The organism is Massilia cellulosiltytica, assembly GCF_047325105.1.
Lineage (GTDB): Bacteria > Pseudomonadota > Gammaproteobacteria > Burkholderiales > Burkholderiaceae_D > Telluria > Telluria orientalis.
Genome location: NZ_CP168562.1, coordinates 5,715,553 through 5,731,646 on the forward strand (window position 1 = coordinate 5,715,553; position 16,094 = coordinate 5,731,646).

At 65.8% G+C, this 16,094-nt stretch carries 14 protein-coding genes; 1 reads left to right on the forward strand and 13 read right to left on the reverse strand.

All coding sequences use genetic code 11. From position 1 onward, the window contains the following. Window positions 1-20: 20 nt before the first annotated feature. Genes ACEN9H_RS24940 through mraZ form a run of 13 tightly spaced genes read right to left on the reverse strand, consistent with a single transcriptional unit; the run spans window position 21 to window position 14,638 of the window. Window positions 21-848 (reverse strand): cell division protein FtsQ/DivIB, encoded by an 828-nt coding sequence (locus tag ACEN9H_RS24940; RefSeq protein ID WP_056122827.1) that lies wholly within the window; start codon window positions 846-848, stop codon window positions 21-23. Between the two features lie 9 nt (window positions 849-857). Beyond that, window positions 858-1,835, reverse strand: a complete 978-nt coding sequence (locus ACEN9H_RS24945) for a D-alanine--D-alanine ligase (RefSeq protein WP_413675634.1) — start codon at window positions 1,833-1,835, stop codon at window positions 858-860. Then, the gene (gene murC, locus ACEN9H_RS24950; RefSeq protein ID WP_371763528.1) at window positions 1,829-3,226 is read right to left on the reverse strand and encodes a UDP-N-acetylmuramate--L-alanine ligase; all 1,398 of its coding nucleotides are present in this window, start codon (window positions 3,224-3,226) and stop codon (window positions 1,829-1,831) included. Before murC ends, ACEN9H_RS24945 begins: the two co-directional genes overlap by 7 nt. Next, window positions 3,223-4,305, reverse strand: coding sequence for an undecaprenyldiphospho-muramoylpentapeptide beta-N-acetylglucosaminyltransferase (gene murG, locus ACEN9H_RS24955; RefSeq protein ID WP_413672465.1), 1,083 nt, complete (start codon window positions 4,303-4,305; stop codon window positions 3,223-3,225). Before murG ends, murC begins: the two co-directional genes overlap by 4 nt. Beyond that, window positions 4,302-5,519, reverse strand: coding sequence for a putative lipid II flippase FtsW (gene ftsW, locus ACEN9H_RS24960; protein ID WP_413672466.1), 1,218 nt, complete (start codon window positions 5,517-5,519; stop codon window positions 4,302-4,304). Before ftsW ends, murG begins: the two co-directional genes overlap by 4 nt. Beyond that, a complete protein-coding gene (gene murD / locus ACEN9H_RS24965) occupies window positions 5,519-7,015 on the reverse strand; it encodes a UDP-N-acetylmuramoyl-L-alanine--D-glutamate ligase (RefSeq protein WP_413672467.1) in 1,497 nt (498 codons plus the stop codon). The genes ftsW and murD overlap by 1 nt, the downstream gene beginning before the upstream one ends. A gap of 15 nt (window positions 7,016-7,030) precedes the next feature. Then, on the reverse strand, window positions 7,031-8,200 hold the full coding sequence (gene mraY, locus ACEN9H_RS24970) for a phospho-N-acetylmuramoyl-pentapeptide-transferase (RefSeq protein WP_056122815.1): 1,170 nt from the start codon (window positions 8,198-8,200) through the stop codon (window positions 7,031-7,033). A 4-nt stretch (window positions 8,201-8,204) separates the two neighbouring features. Further along, a complete protein-coding gene (locus ACEN9H_RS24975; protein WP_413675635.1) occupies window positions 8,205-9,668 on the reverse strand; it encodes a UDP-N-acetylmuramoyl-tripeptide--D-alanyl-D-alanine ligase in 1,464 nt (487 codons plus the stop codon). Window positions 9,669-9,670: 2 nt separating this feature from the next. Then, on the reverse strand, window positions 9,671-11,203 hold the full coding sequence (locus ACEN9H_RS24980; RefSeq protein ID WP_413672468.1) for a UDP-N-acetylmuramoyl-L-alanyl-D-glutamate--2,6-diaminopimelate ligase: 1,533 nt from the start codon (window positions 11,201-11,203) through the stop codon (window positions 9,671-9,673). Beyond that, on the reverse strand, window positions 11,203-12,972 hold the full coding sequence (locus ACEN9H_RS24985; protein WP_056122806.1) for a peptidoglycan D,D-transpeptidase FtsI family protein: 1,770 nt from the start codon (window positions 12,970-12,972) through the stop codon (window positions 11,203-11,205). Before ACEN9H_RS24985 ends, ACEN9H_RS24980 begins: the two co-directional genes overlap by 1 nt. Continuing rightward, the gene (ftsL, locus tag ACEN9H_RS24990) at window positions 12,969-13,241 is read right to left on the reverse strand and encodes a cell division protein FtsL (protein ID WP_413672469.1); all 273 of its coding nucleotides are present in this window, start codon (window positions 13,239-13,241) and stop codon (window positions 12,969-12,971) included. The genes ACEN9H_RS24985 and ftsL overlap by 4 nt, the downstream gene beginning before the upstream one ends. Further along, window positions 13,238-14,197, reverse strand: a complete 960-nt coding sequence (rsmH, locus tag ACEN9H_RS24995; RefSeq protein ID WP_413672470.1) for a 16S rRNA (cytosine(1402)-N(4))-methyltransferase RsmH — start codon at window positions 14,195-14,197, stop codon at window positions 13,238-13,240. Before rsmH ends, ftsL begins: the two co-directional genes overlap by 4 nt. Window positions 14,198-14,209: 12 nt before the next feature. Then, window positions 14,210-14,638 (reverse strand): division/cell wall cluster transcriptional repressor MraZ, encoded by a 429-nt coding sequence (mraZ, locus tag ACEN9H_RS25000; protein ID WP_036229930.1) that lies wholly within the window; start codon window positions 14,636-14,638, stop codon window positions 14,210-14,212. A 477-nt stretch (window positions 14,639-15,115) separates the two neighbouring features. Here mraZ and ACEN9H_RS25005 point away from each other — a divergent pair, with 477 nt between their 5' ends. After that, window positions 15,116-16,066, forward strand: coding sequence for an AAA family ATPase (locus tag ACEN9H_RS25005; RefSeq protein WP_371763519.1), 951 nt, complete (start codon window positions 15,116-15,118; stop codon window positions 16,064-16,066). Window positions 16,067-16,094: the final 28 nt, after the last annotated feature.

Consider the following 16,094-nt stretch of genomic DNA (forward strand, 5'->3'; position numbering starts at 1 on the left):
TTTGCTGTCGCCTGCTTAAATTAGATCTGCTTTGTAGTTTTGGTATTTGTTTTTTTCTTCACTGCCGCCTTCACGGGCTTGGTCGCATCCGCCGGCACGGTCAATGCCGCCGAGGACAGCGCCAGACCGTTCGGATAACGCATGTCGATCGTATCGATGCGCCCCTCCTGCAGTCTAGCCACCAGCTGGGGGTAAATGCTCACCAGCCGCTGCACGCGCCCGTGCAGCGTGTCCTTGTCCTTCTCGCGTCCCAGCTCCACGCTCATGCCGTTGTTCAGCTTCACGGTCCAGGCGTAACGGTTCGACAGGTTGATCGACTCCGGCACCAGGCGGATCGGCGCGAACCAGCGGCGCAGTTCCGCGAAGCGCGTGAGCACTTCCTTCTCGCTGCCGGGAGGACCATCGAACGCAGGCAGTGCGTGGTCCTCGTCGGTCTCGGCCTCGCCCAGGTTGGCCGTGAACACATCGCCCTTCACCGACAACAGCTTGCCGTCCTCGCCCCAGGTGCCGAGCGCCTCGTGCTCTTCCACCTGCACGATCAACTGGTTCGGCCACTCGCGGCGTACGCTGGCCTTGCGCACCCACGGCACGGCCTCGAAGGTGGTGCGTACCTGTTCGAGGTCGGTCGTGAAGAAGTTACCGCTGATCTTCCCGAGCACCCCGTTACGCACCGTCAGCTCGTTCACGTGCTGCAGGTCCAGCCCGTACATGCTCTCGACCCGCACCGCGCGCAAGGTGAACATCGGGCGCTGCGACAGCCACCACAATCCCGACGCCACGCACGCGAGCGCCACCAGCGCGGTGAGCGCGCTGGCGGTTGCATTCAGAGCTCGCACGTCATGCCACATTTTGCTTCCTTATCCCTTCTTCACCTGACCAGCTTTCAAGCTGGCGGAGCGCAGGATGTCCACGCACAGGTCTTCGTAGCTCGTGCCCTCGGCGCGCGCCGCCATCGGCACGAGCGAGTGCGTCGTCATGCCCGGCGACGTGTTCACCTCCAGCAGGAACGGCGCATTGTCCGACGCGCGCAGCAGCACGTCGATGCGGCTCCAGCCTTCGCAGCCGAGCGCGCGGTACGCGTTCACCACATGCGCCTGGATCGCGGCCGTCGTCGCCGCGTCGAGCGGCGCCGGGCAGTGGTACTTGGTGTCGTCCGTGAAGTACTTGTTCTGGTAGTCGTAATTGCCCTCGGGCGCGACGATCTCCACGATCGGCAGCGCGCGCGCGGTCGGGCCGCCGCCCAGCACCGGCACGGAAAATTCGCGGCCCTGGATGAACTGCTCGACCAGCACCACCTTGTCGTACTGGCGCGCCAGGTCGACGGCGGCCTGCAGGCCGGCCGCATCAAGCACCTTGGTGATGCCGATGGTGGAACCTTCCAGCGGCGGCTTGACGATCAGCGGCAGGCCCAGTTCGGCGACGATGGCGTCGGTGTCGACGTTCGCACCGGCCGCGATGGTGACGTAACGCGGCGTCGGCACGCCGGCCGCCAGCCACACGATCTTGGTCGTGACCTTGTCCATGCCGACGCTCGATGCCATCACGCCGCTGCCCGTGTACGGGATGCCCAGCAGTTCCAGCGCGCCCTGCAGTGTGCCGTCCTCGCCGTAGCGGCCGTGCAGCGCGATGAACACGCGGTCGAATTTTTCCGCGGCCAGTTCGGCCAGCGAGCGCTCGGCCGGGTCGAACGCGTGCGCGTCGATGCCCTTGGACTTCAAGGCCTGCAGCACGCCGCTGCCCGAAATCAGCGAAATCTCGCGCTCGGCGGACCGGCCGCCGAACAGCACGCCGACCTTGCCCAGGGCCTTGGCTTCGGTTTGGGAGATACTCACGATGCAACCTTTTGATTCGATGTCAGTTGATGGGGGACGCCGCCGATGGAGCCGGCGCCCATGGTGAGCACGACGTCGCCGTCGCGCGCCACCTTGAGGATCGTCGCCGGCATGTCGGCGATCGCTTCCACGAAAATCGGTTCGACCTGGCCACCCGCGCGCAGCGCACGCGCGAGCGCGCGGCCGTCCGCCGCCACGATCGGGGCTTCGCCGGCCGGATACACCTCGGCCAGCAGCAGCACGTCCGGCGCCGCCAGCACCTTGACGAAGTCCTCGAACAGGTCGCGGGTGCGGGAATAGCGGTGCGGCTGGAACGCCAGCACGAGGCGGCGGCCCGGATACGCGGCGCGCGCGGCGGCCAGCGTGACCTGGGCTTCCACCGGGTGGTGGCCATAGTCGTCGACGAGCGTGAAGCTGCCGCCCTGCGGCAGTTCGATCTCGCCATAGCGCGTGAAGCGGCGGCCGACGCCGTTGAATTCGCGCAGGCCCTGCGCCGTCGCCTCATCCGGCACGCCGATCTCGCGCGCGATCGCGATCGCGGAGCAGGCGTTCAGCACGTTGTGCATGCCCGGCTGGTTCAGCACGAAGTCCGTGTCCGGATAGCCCTGCTGGCGCACCGTGAAATGCATCTGGATGCCCTGGGCGCGCGCGTTCAGGGCGCGCACTTCGGCGTCTTCCGAGAAGCCGTAGGTCGTCACCGGTTTCGTTACCTGCGGCAGGATCGCGCGCACGTTCGCGTCGTCGATGCACATCATGGCGCGGCCGTAGAACGGCAGGCGGTGCGTGAAGTTGACGAACGCGCCCTTCAGCTTCTCGAAGTCGTGCTCGTACGTGTCCATGTGGTCGGCGTCGATGTTCGTGATCACCTCGATCATCGGCGACAGGTTCAGGAACGACGCATCCGATTCGTCCGCCTCGGCCACGATGTAGTCGCCCGTGCCCAGCTTCGCGTTGGCGCCGGCGCTGTTCAGGCGCCCGCCGATGACGAACGTCGGATCGAGGCCGCCCTGCGCGAGCACGGAGGCGACAAGACTCGTCGTCGTCGTCTTGCCATGCGTGCCGGCGATGGCGATGCCGCGCTTCAGGCGCATCAGCTCACCCAGCATGATCGCGCGCGGGACGATGGGGACTTTCGCGGCGCGCGCGGCGACGACTTCCGGATTGGCTTCGTTGACGGCGGTCGACGTGACGACGGCGTCCGCGCCGGCGATGTTGTCGGCCGCGTGGCCGATGCGCACGTCGGCGCCCAGCTGTTGCAGGCGCTGGCTGGCCGCGTTCGACGCGAGGTCCGAGCCCGACACTTTATAGCCGAGGTTCAGCAGCACTTCCGCGATGCCGCTCATGCCGCTGCCGCCGATGCCGACGAAGTGAATGTGTTTGATCTTGTGTTTCATTGTCCGCCGTTCGCCAGTTCTTCAAGTACGCGCGCGATCTCCGCATTGGCATCGCGCCGTCCCACGGCCTGCGCCGCCTCGGCCATCGCCAGGCAGTCGTCGCGCGTGGTGGTTTGCAGCAGCCTTGCCAGCTGCTGCGGATTCAGTTCGCCTTGCGGCAGGTGCACCGCCGCCTTCTGCCCCGCCATCCAGGCCGCGTTGTCGCGCTGGTGACTCGTCGTGCTGGCGACGAACGGCACGAGCACGCTCGCGACACCGGCCGCCGTCAGTTCCGACACGGTGATCGCACCCGCGCGGCAGATCACGAGGTCCGCGTTCGCGTATTCCGCCGCCATGTCGTCGATGAAGTCGACGACGTTCGCCTGCACGCCCGCCTGCGCGTACGCGGCGCGCAGCGCGTCGATGTTTTTCTTGCCCGACTGGTGGGTGACCGTCGGCCGCAGGCCTTCCGGGATCAGCGCCAGCGCGGCCGGCACGCTGTCGTTGAGCACCTTCGCACCGAGGCTGCCGCCCACGACGAGGATGTTCAGCGGACCGGTGCGGCCGGCGAAGCGGTGGCCCGGCGACGGCATCTCGAGGATTTCCTTGCGCACCGGGTTGCCGGTGACGACCGCCTTACCCGCCGCCTTGCCGAAATCGGCCGGGAAGCCGAACAGCACGCGCTGCGCGAGCGGCGTCAGCGTCTTGTTCGACAGGAGCAGCGCGGCATCCGCGTTCACGAGCGCGAGCGGAATGCCGCGCGAACGCGCCATCATCCCGCCCGGCACCGTCACGTAGCCGCCCATGCCCAGCACGACGTCCGGGCGGCGCAAGGCGAGATACTTGCGGCACGAGGCGAAGCTGGCGACGAGCTTGAACGCGCCCGACACCGTGTGCGCGATACCCTTGCCGCGCAAGCCGGCGAAGTCGATCGAGTCCATCGGGATGCCGTGCTTCGGCACGATATCTTTTTCCATGCCGTGCATCGTGCCCAGCCAGGAGACTTCCCAACCGCGCTCGCGCATCGATTGGGCGATGGCGATGCCGGGGAAGATGTGGCCACCGGTGCCGGCGGCCATGATCATGAGCTTCCTGGTCATTGACGGCCTCCTCGCATCCGTACCCGGTTCTCGTAATCGATCCGCAGCAGGATCGCGAGACCGACGCAGTTGAACAGCACGCCGGAACCGCCATAGCTCATCAGCGGCAACGTCAGGCCCTTGGTGGGCAGCAGGCCCAGGTTCACGCCCATGTTGATGAACACCTGCACGCCGATCCAGATACCGACGCCTTTCGCGGCGAGACCGGCGAAGTGCTGTTCCAGCGCGATGGCCTGGCGGCCGATGTCGAACGCGCGCTTGACGAGCCAGTAGAACAGGCCGATCACGACGAGCACGCCGACGAGACCCAGCTCCTCGCCGATGACGGCCATGATGAAGTCGGTGTGCGCCTCCGGCAGGTAGTGCAGCTTTTCGACCGAACCGCCCAGGCCCACGCCGAAGAATTCGCCGCGGCCGAACGCGATCAGCGAGTGCGTCAGCTGGTACGCCTTGTCCAGCGCATTGCCCTCTTCCCACGGGTTCATGTACGCGAACATGCGCGCGCGGCGGAACGGCGACAGCGCGATGATGGTCGAGAACACGAGCACCAGCACGGCGCCGATGCCGCCGAACCAGATCATGTTGAAGCCGCCGAGGAACAGGATGCCCATCGAGATGCAGACGACGACGCCGAACGCGCCGAGGTCGGGCTCCAGCATCAGCAGCGCGCCGACGAGCGCCATCGCGGCGGCCATCGGCATGAAGCCCTTCGTCAGCTTGTGCATGTACTGCTGCTTGCGCACCGTGAAGTCGGCCGCGTACAGCACGGACACCACCTTCATGATCTCGGACGGCTGCAAATTGAAAATCTTCAGCGACAGCCAGCGGCGCGCGCCGTTGACGACGACGCCGACGCCGGGGATCAGCACGAGCGCCAGCAGGACCAGCGTGGCGACGAACATCAGCGGCGCGAAGCGCTGCCACGTCGCGACGGGAATACGGAAGACGAACAGGCCCGTCACCATCGAAATCACGATGAACATGGCCTGGCGCACCAGGAAGTAGTTGTTCTTGCCGGCGAGGTAGGCGAACTTGGGCGAGTCCGGCAACGCGATCGACGCCGAGTACACCATCACCATCCCGAACAGCATCAGCAGCAGCACGACCCACACGAGCGGCTGGTCGTATTCCATCATGCGCGACGGGCGTGCGCGCGTCGCGATGGTCGCGTCGCTGGAACTGCCGCCGAACTTGAAGGGAATCTGGAAAGCCATCAGAGCTCCTGTCCCTTCTCGAGCGCGATGTCGCGCACGGCGTCGACGAACACCTGGGCGCGGTGCGCGTAGTTCGTGAACATGTCCAGGCTCGCGCACGCGGGCGACAGCAGCACGACGTCACCGGATTTCGCCAGACCGCTCGCGCGGCGCACGGCTTCCGGCAATCCCGGCAGGTCGAAGCACGGCACGCCGGTGGAGGCCAATGCGGCGCCGATGGCGGGGCCGTCGCGGCCGATCAGCAGCACGGCGCGCACGTAGCGCGCGCACGGGCCGGCCAGCGGGCTGAAATCCTGGCCCTTGCCGTCGCCGCCCGCGATGAGCAGGATCTGGCGGTCCGTCTCGCCGAACGTTTTACCGAGACCCTCCAGCGCGGCGACGGTGGCGCCCACGTTCGTGCCCTTGGAGTCGTCGTAGTACTCCACGTTGTCGATACTGGTGACCAGTTCGACGCGGTGCGGCTCGCCCTGGTAGTCGCGCAGACCGTGCAGCAGCGGCGCCAGCGGCAGGCCACAAGCGCGGCACAGCGCGAGCGCGGCCAGTGCGTTGGAAGCGTTGTGCAGGCCGCGGATGCGCAGCGCGTCGGCCGGCATCAATCGATTGACGATCACGTCGATCGGCTCGACCGGCTCGTTCTTCTTTTTCTTCTTCTCGGGTTCTTCACCCGGATTCGCATTCGCAAGCCACAGCACGCCGCGCTCGTTCACGAGGCCGAAGCTGCCCGGCGCATCCGGTTCGCCCGTGCCGAACGTGGTGATCGTCGCGCCGGGCGCCGTCATGCCCATCACGACGCTGTCGTCGCGGTTCAGCACGCGGACGGTGTCGGCGCCGAAGATGCGGGCCTTGTCGGCGGCATAGGCGGCCATGCTGCCGTGCCAGTCGAGGTGATCCTGCGTGATGTTCAGGACCGTCGCCGCGTCCGGGTTCAGGCTGTACGTCGTGTGCAGCTGGAAGCTGGAGAGTTCCAGTACCCAGGCCTGCGGGAGCGCATCCGCATCAAGCACCTCGCGCAGCACGTCCAGCGCGGCGGGGCTGATGTTGCCTGCGACCTTAGTCGTGAGACCGGCGCGGCGGCACAGCAGACCGGTGAGGCTCGTCACCGTCGTCTTGCCGTTGGTGCCCGTGATGGCGATGACCTTCGGCGCGTAGTTCCGCTCCGCCTTCAGCGCCGACAGCGCCTGCGCGAACAACTCGATCTCGCCCCACAGCGGCACATGGCGTGCGGCGGCGGCAGGCGCGATCTCGGCCAGTTCGCGGTTCGGGGCGAGGCCCGGGCTGACGGCGACGAAGTCCACGCCGTCCAGCAGGTTCGCGGCGAACGGACCGGCGACGAAGTCCGCATCCGGCACCGCAGCGCGCAGCGCGGGCAGGCGCGCGGGTTCGGCGCGCGTGTCGGCCACGCGCACGCGCGCGCCGCAGCGCGCGAGCCACAGCGCGATCGCCAGGCCCGATTCGCCGAGTCCCAGTACCAGTGCGGTTTTGCCGTCGTAGTTCATCTCGGTTACCCGTTATCAGCGCAGTTTGAGGGTGGAGAAACCGACGAGGACCAGAATCATCGTCACGATCCAGAACCGCACTACGACCTTGGTCTCCTTCCAGCCCTTCTGTTCGAAATGGTGGTGCAGCGGCGCCATGAGGAACACGCGGCGCCCAGTGCCATAGCGCTTCTTGGTGTACTTGAACCAGCTGACCTGGATGATCACGGACAGCGTCTCGGCCACGAACACGCCGCCCATGATGAACAGGACGATCTCCTGGCGCACGATGACGGCGATGGTGCCGAGCGCGCCGCCCAGCGCCAGCGCGCCCACGTCGCCCATGAACATCTGCGCGGGGTGCGCGTTATACCAGAGGAAAGCCAGGCCCGCACCGGCCATCGCGCCGCAGAAGATCAGCAGTTCGCCGGCGCCCGGGATATGCGGGATGAACAGGTATTTCGAATACGTCGCGTTACCGGTGAGATAAGCGAACAGGCCCAGCGCGCCGCCCACCATCACGGTCGGCATGATGGCGAGGCCGTCGAGACCATCGGTGAAATTGACGGCATTCGACGCGCCCACGATCACGCAATACGTGAGCGCGATGAAGCCCCACACGCCCAGCGGATAGCTGATGGTCTTGAAGAACGGGACGATCAGGTCGGCCTTCGGCGGCAGGTCCATCGAGAAGCCGGACTGCACCCAGGCGAAGAACAGCTGCCACACTTCCCACGGCGTCGCGGCCGACACGGAGAACGCGAGGTACAGCGACGAGGTGATGCCGATCAGCGACATCCAGAAGTATTTTTCGCCCGAGCGCATGCCCTCGGGGTCCTTGTAGACGACCTTGCGGTAATCGTCGACCCAGCCGATGGCGCCGAAGCCCAGCGTGACGACGAGGACCGGCCAGATCAGACGGTTCGAGAGGTCGCACCACAGCAGCGTCGAGACGCCGATCGCGATCAGCACGAGCACGCCGCCCATGGTCGGAGTGCCGTGCTTGGACAGGTGCGTCTGTGGGCCGTACGTGCGCACGGCCTGGCCGACCTTCATCTCGGTGAGCTTGCGGATCACGGCCGGACCGCACAGCATGCCGATGCTGATCGCGGTGATGGTCGCGAACACGGCGCGGAACGTGATGTAGTTAAAAACGCGCAGCGGACCGAGATAGTCCTGAAAATATTGTGCGAGCCAAAGCAGCATAAGTCTAGTGGGCTTCCTTGCCGGTGTTGGTTGATGCGGTCAGGTGTTGGACCACGCGTTCCATCTTCATGAAGCGCGAGCCCTTCACCAACACAGTTGCGTCAGATTTGCTGCCCAGTTTTTGATCCAGTGCTGCCAATAATTCGTCGAACTGCTCGTGGTGTTGCGCTCCCGATCCGGCCATGTGGCGAGCCAGTTCGCCGGTCGCGAGCACGGTGTCGATGCCGCGACTTGCGGCATACGCACCGATTTCCTGGTGAAACTCAGGTCCTTGCGTGCCAACCTCGCCCATGTCGCCCAGCACGAGGATGCGCGGCGACGGGTATTGCGCGAGCACGTCGATGGCGGCGCGCACGGAGTCGGGGTTGGCGTTGTACGTATCGTCGATGATCGTGGCGCCGTTCGCGGCCTGCTTGCGCTGCAGGCGGCCGCTCACGGGCGCGAAGGCTTCCAGGCCGCGCACGACGGCATCGGCGGGGATGCCCGCCGCGAGCGCGCAGGCGGTGGCGGCCAGCGCGTTGCGGACGTTGTGGACGCCGGCGGCGTTCAACTTGATCGTGAACTCAGCCACGTCGCCCCCGTGAAAACGGGGGCCCATGCTGACGTCGCGTTGAGGCGCATCTTGCTGGTCCTGCGCGCTCGGCACGGGTTCCCGCTTCCGCAGGACCGACGTAACTGTGAGTTCGCTGCCGAAATCTGTCGTCGTGTACGTCGCGCGCACATCGCAATCATCGGTCAGGCCGAACGTCAGCACCTCACGGTCGCCCGCCAGTCCGCGCCACAGGTCGGTGTACTCATCATCGCCCGGGAACACGGCCACGCCGTCCGCCGGCAGCGCCTGCAGCACGGCGCCGTTCTCGCGCGCCACCGCTTCCACGGTGTGCATGAATTCCTGGTGCTCGCGCTGCGCGTTGTTGACGAGGGCGACGGTCGGCTCGGCGATGGCGGCCAGGCGTGCGATCTCGCCCGGGTGGTTCATGCCCAGTTCCACGACGGCGGCCTTGTGCGCGTCCGTCAGGCGCGTCACGGTCAGCGGCACGCCGATCTCGTTGTTCAGATTACCCTGCGTGGCCAGGCGTCCCTCCGCGCCGAAGGCGGCGACGAGGATGGACGAGATCATTTCCTTGACCGTCGTCTTGCCGTTGCTGCCGGTGACGCCGATGACGGGAATGGCGAAGCGGCGGCGCCAGAAGTTGCCGATACGGCCCAGCGCGACGAGCGTATCCGGCACGACGATGGCCGGCAGCGGATAGTGGTCGGGGAGCTTTTCGACGACCACGGCGGCGACGGGCTTGTCGACCAGCTGGCCGAGGAAGTCGTGCGCATCGAAGCGGTCGCCGCGCAGGGCGACGAACAGCGACCCCGGCATCACCTGCCGGCTGTCGGTCGACACACCCTGGAAGTACGCGTCGCGCGTGACGCGCGCGCCTTCGATCGATGCCAGCACTTGCTCGAGCGAGCCACGAATCATCAGACAGTCCTCATCATGGTGAGCCGCGCGGTCAGTGCCAGCGCGGCGTGGTCGGCATCGGAAAACGGAATCTTCCGGCCCTTGATTTCCTGGTACGGCTCATGGCCCTTCCCCGCCAGCAGGATCACGTCCGGCTTGGCGGCATGCTTCACGGCCGACAGGATCGCGGCGGCGCGGTCCTCGATGGCCTGGTGCGTCGACGTCGGATGATGCGGGTCCATGCCGGCCACGATCTGCTCGATGATCGCGCGCGGCTCTTCGCTGCGCGGATTGTCGCTCGTCACGAGCACGTGCTCGGCCATCTGGGAGATGCGGCCCATCTGCGGACGCTTGCCCGGATCGCGGTCGCCACCGCAACCGAACACGCACCACAGCTGGCCGCCCCGCTCCTGCGCGACCTGGCGCAGCGCTTCGAGCGTCTTGTCCAGCGCGTCCGGCGTGTGCGCATAGTCGATCACGACCATGGGCGCATCGTGGCCGCCGAGTTGCTGCATGCGGCCCGGCGCGGGCACGAGCGCCTCGACGGCGTCGAGCGCGGCGCGCAATTCGACGCCTTTCGCCAGCAGCGCGCCCAGCACGGCCAGCACGTTGCTCGCGTTGAAGTGGCCGACCATGTGCGTGCGCGCGACCGCGCTGCCGTATGGCGACTCGATGTGGAATTCGCTGCCGTTCGGGCGGCTGCGCAGGTTAGTTGCGCGCAGCACGGCCACGCCGTCGAGCACGGGCTGTTCGTGCACCGCGCGCAAGGTGTAGCCGAGGACGGCGACTTCGGGACGCGCGCAACGCAGGTGCTGCGCGATGCGCACGCCCGCTTCGTCGTCCAGGTTGACGACGGCCGTTTTCAGGCCCGGCCAGTCGAACAGCTGGCGCTTGGCCGCTTCGTACGCGGCCATGTCGCCGTGGTAGTCCAGGTGGTCGCGCGTGAGGTTCGTGAACACGGCCACGTCGAAGTGCATGCCGGCCGCGCGGTGCTCCACGAGACCGATCGACGACACCTCGATCGCGAGCGACGTCGCGCCCGCGTCGCGCAGCCTGGCGAGTTCCGTTGCCAGCAGCACGGCGTCCGGCGTCGTGTAGCCGGTCACGTCGAATTCCGGCTCGGCGCGGCCGCGCACGAGGCCCACGCCCAGGGTGCCGATGACGGCCGCCGTCTCGTGAAGATGCGCGAGCGCCTGCGCGGTCCACAGCGCGCACGAGGTCTTGCCGTTGGTGCCCGTGACGCCGACGGTGAACATGGCCGCATCCGGCGTGCCGTAGACCGCGTGCGCGATCGGGCCGGCATTCTTTTTCAGGTCCTGCGCAGCGAGATGCGGCACATCCAGCGCGGGATCCCAGGCGAAATCGCGGTCGTCGTACACGACGGCGGCGGCGCCGTTCTCGATGGCGGAGCGGATGAAACGGCGGCCGTCGGCGGCTTCGCCCGGATAGGCGAAGAACACGTCGCCGCTGCGCACGCGGCGGGAGTCGGAAACGAGACGGCCGCCTGGGGCGGCGGCCTGAATCCACTGGACGATGTTCGGCGTCTCGGCCATCAATTACTCTCCTCGAGAGGATGTTCGGGAATGATGATGTCGGTGACCGTGGAGTCGGGCGGCACGTTGGCAGCCCGTAGTGCATTCGCGGCCAGCGCCGCGAACGTCGGCGCCGCGACGGCGCCGCCGGTGTGGAACGGTCCGGACGGATCGTCGATCATCACGGCGATGACGAAGCGCGGGTTCGACATCGGCGCGATGCCGACGAAGTTGCCGACGTAGTGCGTCTGCGAATAGCGGCCGTTGATGACTTTCTGCGCCGTGCCGGTCTTGCCGCCGACGCGGTAACCGGCCACCTGCGCCTGCGACGCCGTGCCTTGCGGGCTCACCACCGATTCCACCATCGTCCGGACCTGGGCCGCGGTCTTCGGCGAGATGATCTGCTGGCCGACCGGCTTCTCGGTCACCTTCTGGAACGACAGCGGGATGACGTCGCCGTCGCGCGCGAAGATCAGCCAGGCATGCGCCAGCTGCAGCAGCGACATCGAGATGCCTTGGCCGAACGACATGTTGGCCTTGGCGACGATCGGCCACGATTTGTAGGGACGCACGCGGCCGGCCGCGGCGCCCGGGAAACCGTAGCGCGGCGCCTGGCCGAAGCCGACCTTGGTGAACATCTCCCACATCTCCTGGGCCGACAGCAGCTCGGAGATCTTGGTCGTGCCGATGTTGGACGACTTCTGGATGATCGTGGTGACGTCGATGACGCCGTGCGGGTGCGTGTCCCGGATCGTGTGGCCGCCGGTCTGGTAACGGCCATTGCCCGTGTCGAACAGCGTGGTCGGCTTGATCAGGCCCTTGTCCAGCGCCAGCGCGACGGTGAACGGCTTCAAGGTGGAACCCGGCTCGAAGGTGTCGGTGATGACGCGGTTGCGCAGCTGCTCGCCGGTCAGGTGCGAGCGGTCGTTCGGGTTGTACGTGGGCCAGTTGGCCAGCGCCAGCACCTCGCCCGTGTGCACGTCCAGCACGACGGCGGCGCCGGCCTTGGCGTGGAACTTCTCCACCGCGTCCTTGATGCTGTTGAAGGCGATGTACTGCAGCTTGGAATCCACGGACAGCGTGATGTCCTTGCCGTCATGCGGCTCGCGCGACAGGCCCACGTCCTCGACGATGCGGCCCAGGCGGTCCTTGATCACGCGCCGGCTGCCCGTCTGGCCCACGAGGTTCTTCTGCTGCGCGAGTTCGATGCCTTCCTGGCCCGCGTCCTCGACGTTCGTGAAGCCGACGATGTGCGCCATCACCTCGTTCTGCGGGTAATAGCGCTTGTATTCCTTGCGCGTGTCGATGCCGTCGATGCCGAGCTTTTCGATCTTGGCGATGACGTCCATCTCCACCTGGCGCTTCAGGTAGACGAAGGTGCGGTCCGAGTCGAGCTTCTTGAGCAGATCGGCTTCCGGCAGGTCGAGCAGCTGCGCCAGTTCGCGCAGCTTGGGGCGCGGGGAATCCAGCACGTCCTCGGGGATCGCCCATACGGCCTTCACCGGCAGCGACGACGCGAGCACGATGCCGTTGCGGTCGAAGATCTTGCCGCGCGTGGCCGGCAGTTCGAGCGTGCGCTCGTAACGGCTCGCGCCCTGCTTCTGCAGGAAGCGGTTGGAGACGCCCTGCAGCCACAGCGCGCGTCCGGCCAGCGCGAGGAACGCGGCGAACAGCACGAACAGGACGACGCGCGAGCGCCAGTCCGGCAGGCGCACGGCCAGCACGGGGCTCTTGGAAAATGCTACGCCCTTGGCGGCGGCGACGCGGGATCCGTTGGTGCCGGCCTTCATTTACCGCCTTCCGTCAGGTATTGGGTGCGCGCCGGAGTCAGCGGTGCCATGTCCAGCTGCGAGCGCGCGATCTGGTCGATGCGCTCGTTCTTGCCGAGGGTGGATTGGTCGAGCTGGAGCTGCGCCCAGTCGATCTCGAGCTGGCGCTGCTGCTGCAGCAGCTTTTCCTGGTCGATGAACAGGTGGCGCGCCTGGTAGCGTGCATTCACGACCGACAGCGCGCAGCCGACGAGGAGCACGGTCAGCACGACGTTCAGCTTGCCGGTCATGTGTCCGCTCCCAGCCGCTCGGCCACGCGCAGCACCGCCGAGCGGGCGCGCGGATTGGCGCCGACTTCCACGTCGGAGGGTTTCGTCTTGCTGATCAACTTCATCAAGGGCTTGGGCAAATCGACGGCGCGGATCGGCAACCGGCGATCCGGTTGCTCGACCTTGGCCTTCGACGCCAGGAACTGCTTGACCATGCGGTCTTCCAGCGAGTGGAAGCTGATCACCGACAGGCGAGCGCCGGGCTTCAGCAGTTCGAAGGCGGCGTTCAGACCTGCTTCAAGGTCCTCAAGCTCTTGATTGATGAAAATCCGGATAGCCTGAAAGGTGCGGGTTGCCGGATCCTTGCCTTTCTCCCGGGTTTTGACCGCGTTTGCCACGATTGCGGCAAGCTGTCGTGTGCTTGAAATTGGTTCGACTGCCCGGCCAGCAACAATCGCCTTTGCAATCTGAAAAGCAAACCGTTCTTCCCCATAATCCCGAATCACCTTTTCCAGTTGTCTCTCCGGCACTTCGGCCAGCCAGGCGGCGGCGGAAATGCCCCGTGTCGTATCCATCCGCATGTCCAGGGGACCATCGTTGCGGAAGCTGAACCCACGGCTCGCATCGTCGACCTGGGGCGAGGAGATGCCCAGGTCCAGCAGGATGCCGTCGACCTGGTGCACACCCCGTGCCGCCAGCGCTTCGCGCATCGTCGCGAAGCTGTCGTGCACGATCGAGAAGCGCGGATCGTTCATCTGCTCGGCCGTCGCGATCGCCTGGGGATCCTTGTCGAAACCGATCAGGCGCCCCTCGGGCGCCAGTTTCGACAGGATCAGCCGGCTATGACCGCCGCGGCCGAACGTGCCATCTATATAAGTACCCGCAGCGCGCTCGCCTTCGAGGGCGAGTGCATCGACTGCTTCATCCAGCAGCACCGTACGATGCTGCAAACCGGGCACCGGCTGAGTCACATTCATGCGGCGCCTTACTTAGAAGGAGAAATTGGAAAGGACATCGGGCATGCCACCCGCGACGGCTTGGGCCTCGTTTTCTGCCAGCTTGGCGGCGTCCCAGATCTCGAAATGGGTCCCCATCCCGAGCATCATCACTTCCTTCTCCAAACCAACTGCATTGCGCAGCTCGGGCGAAATGAGCACCCGACCCGCGCCGTCCATCTCGACATCGCAGGCGTTCCCCAGGAAAATGCGTTGCCACGCCCGCGCCGACATCGGCCAGGCGGCGATCTGTTCGCGATGCTCTTCCCACACCGGGCGCGGGAAGAACAACAGGCAACCATGTGGGTGTTTCGTGAGCGTCATACGGCCTTCACATTGCTGCATCAAGGCGTCGCGATGCTTGGCCGGTATTGACATCCGTCCTTTGGCATCGAGATTGATCGCTGACGCGCCCTGAAACACGTTGTACCTAGTTTTGGAGAGTTATCAGTCTGATTATTTTTAGGCGCCGGGAGATACACCGATCTCCCACAAAACTGCACTTTTTGCCACCGTTTCCCACTTTAGAGGAAGCGTTGTCTGTGGTCAAGCGAATTCACGTTTTGAAAACGGCGAAATTGCCAATGAAACCAATGACTTAGCGAACTTACTTGACGGAACCTCAAGTAAAAATGTTGAGCAAAATTAGGTACTTAGGTAAAACAATGCATGTGCCACCTCATCTGCACACATGTGTTTTACCCTTGATAAAAGACAAGACCTGACTATCGGTAGGTTGCCATATGGCAACATAAGCAACACGGCCGGAACGACGATTTCATCCCGTGCGCGTTAGAATGAAGACGAGGCGATCACCCGGCCGTTTCCGGCTCGCTTGACGGTTTTTTCGGGGAGCCCAGTAGTATAAGTGAGTCCGTACTATCGCGCAGGAGTTTTGCCATGAGCATTACCTTGGCCCGCAGCCGTGCCGTCTACGATCTCAATGAAGTACAGGGCGCGCTCGACCGTAGCCGCGGACGTTCGCCCGAACTCGAAGCGTTCTACGAACGCATGCTCGAGACCGGCGCCGAGCGTTTCGTCACCACCCCCTCCTCCATCGACGCCCTCGACCCGCTGTTCGAGGAATGTCCGAATTTCGACGAAGTGCTGGACGACCTCGCGCGCTATTTGCGCCTGGCCCATGCCGGCGATAAAGGCTTCAACGTCATGCCGATCCTGCTGCTGGGCGGCCCGGGCGTGGGCAAGACCCATTTCGCCAAGCGCCTGGCGAAGGTCATGCACACGGACTGCGAGCTGATCAGCATGAATGCGCTGTCGGCCGGCTTCGTCATCACGGGCAGCTCGGCCAGCTGGCGCGGCGCCAAGTGCGGCAAGGTGGCCGAACGCCTCGTGCGCGGCCAGTTCGCGAATCCGGTGATCGTGCTGGACGAGGTGGAAAAGGCGACGGGCTCCTCGCAATCCGATCCGCTCGCGGCGCTGTATCAATTACTGGAGCCGGAAACGGCCAGCGCGTTCCGCGACGAATTCATCGACGTCGACATCGACGCCTCGCAGATCTTCTGGGTGCTGACGGCGAACTCCACCGAAGGCATCCCGCACCCGCTGCTGAACCGGATGGCCGTCTACGAGGTCCCGGCGCCGACGCCGGAACAGGCCGCCGGCATCGCCCAGCGCATGTATGCCGGGCTGCTGCGCGAGCTGAACCTGGCGGCGTTCGATCCGTTCCTGGGCGACGTCGTGCTGGACAAGCTCGCGGGCGTGTCGCCGCGCGACCTGCGCAAGACGTTACTGGATGGGCTTGGCTATGCGGTCGCGGATGGGCGCGCGCACGTGAAGGTGGACGACATCCGCCTCAAGCCCACGCCGGGCAAGGGGCGGATCGGGTTCTAGGAGTCTGCGCGGCAGAAGATGGAACTGA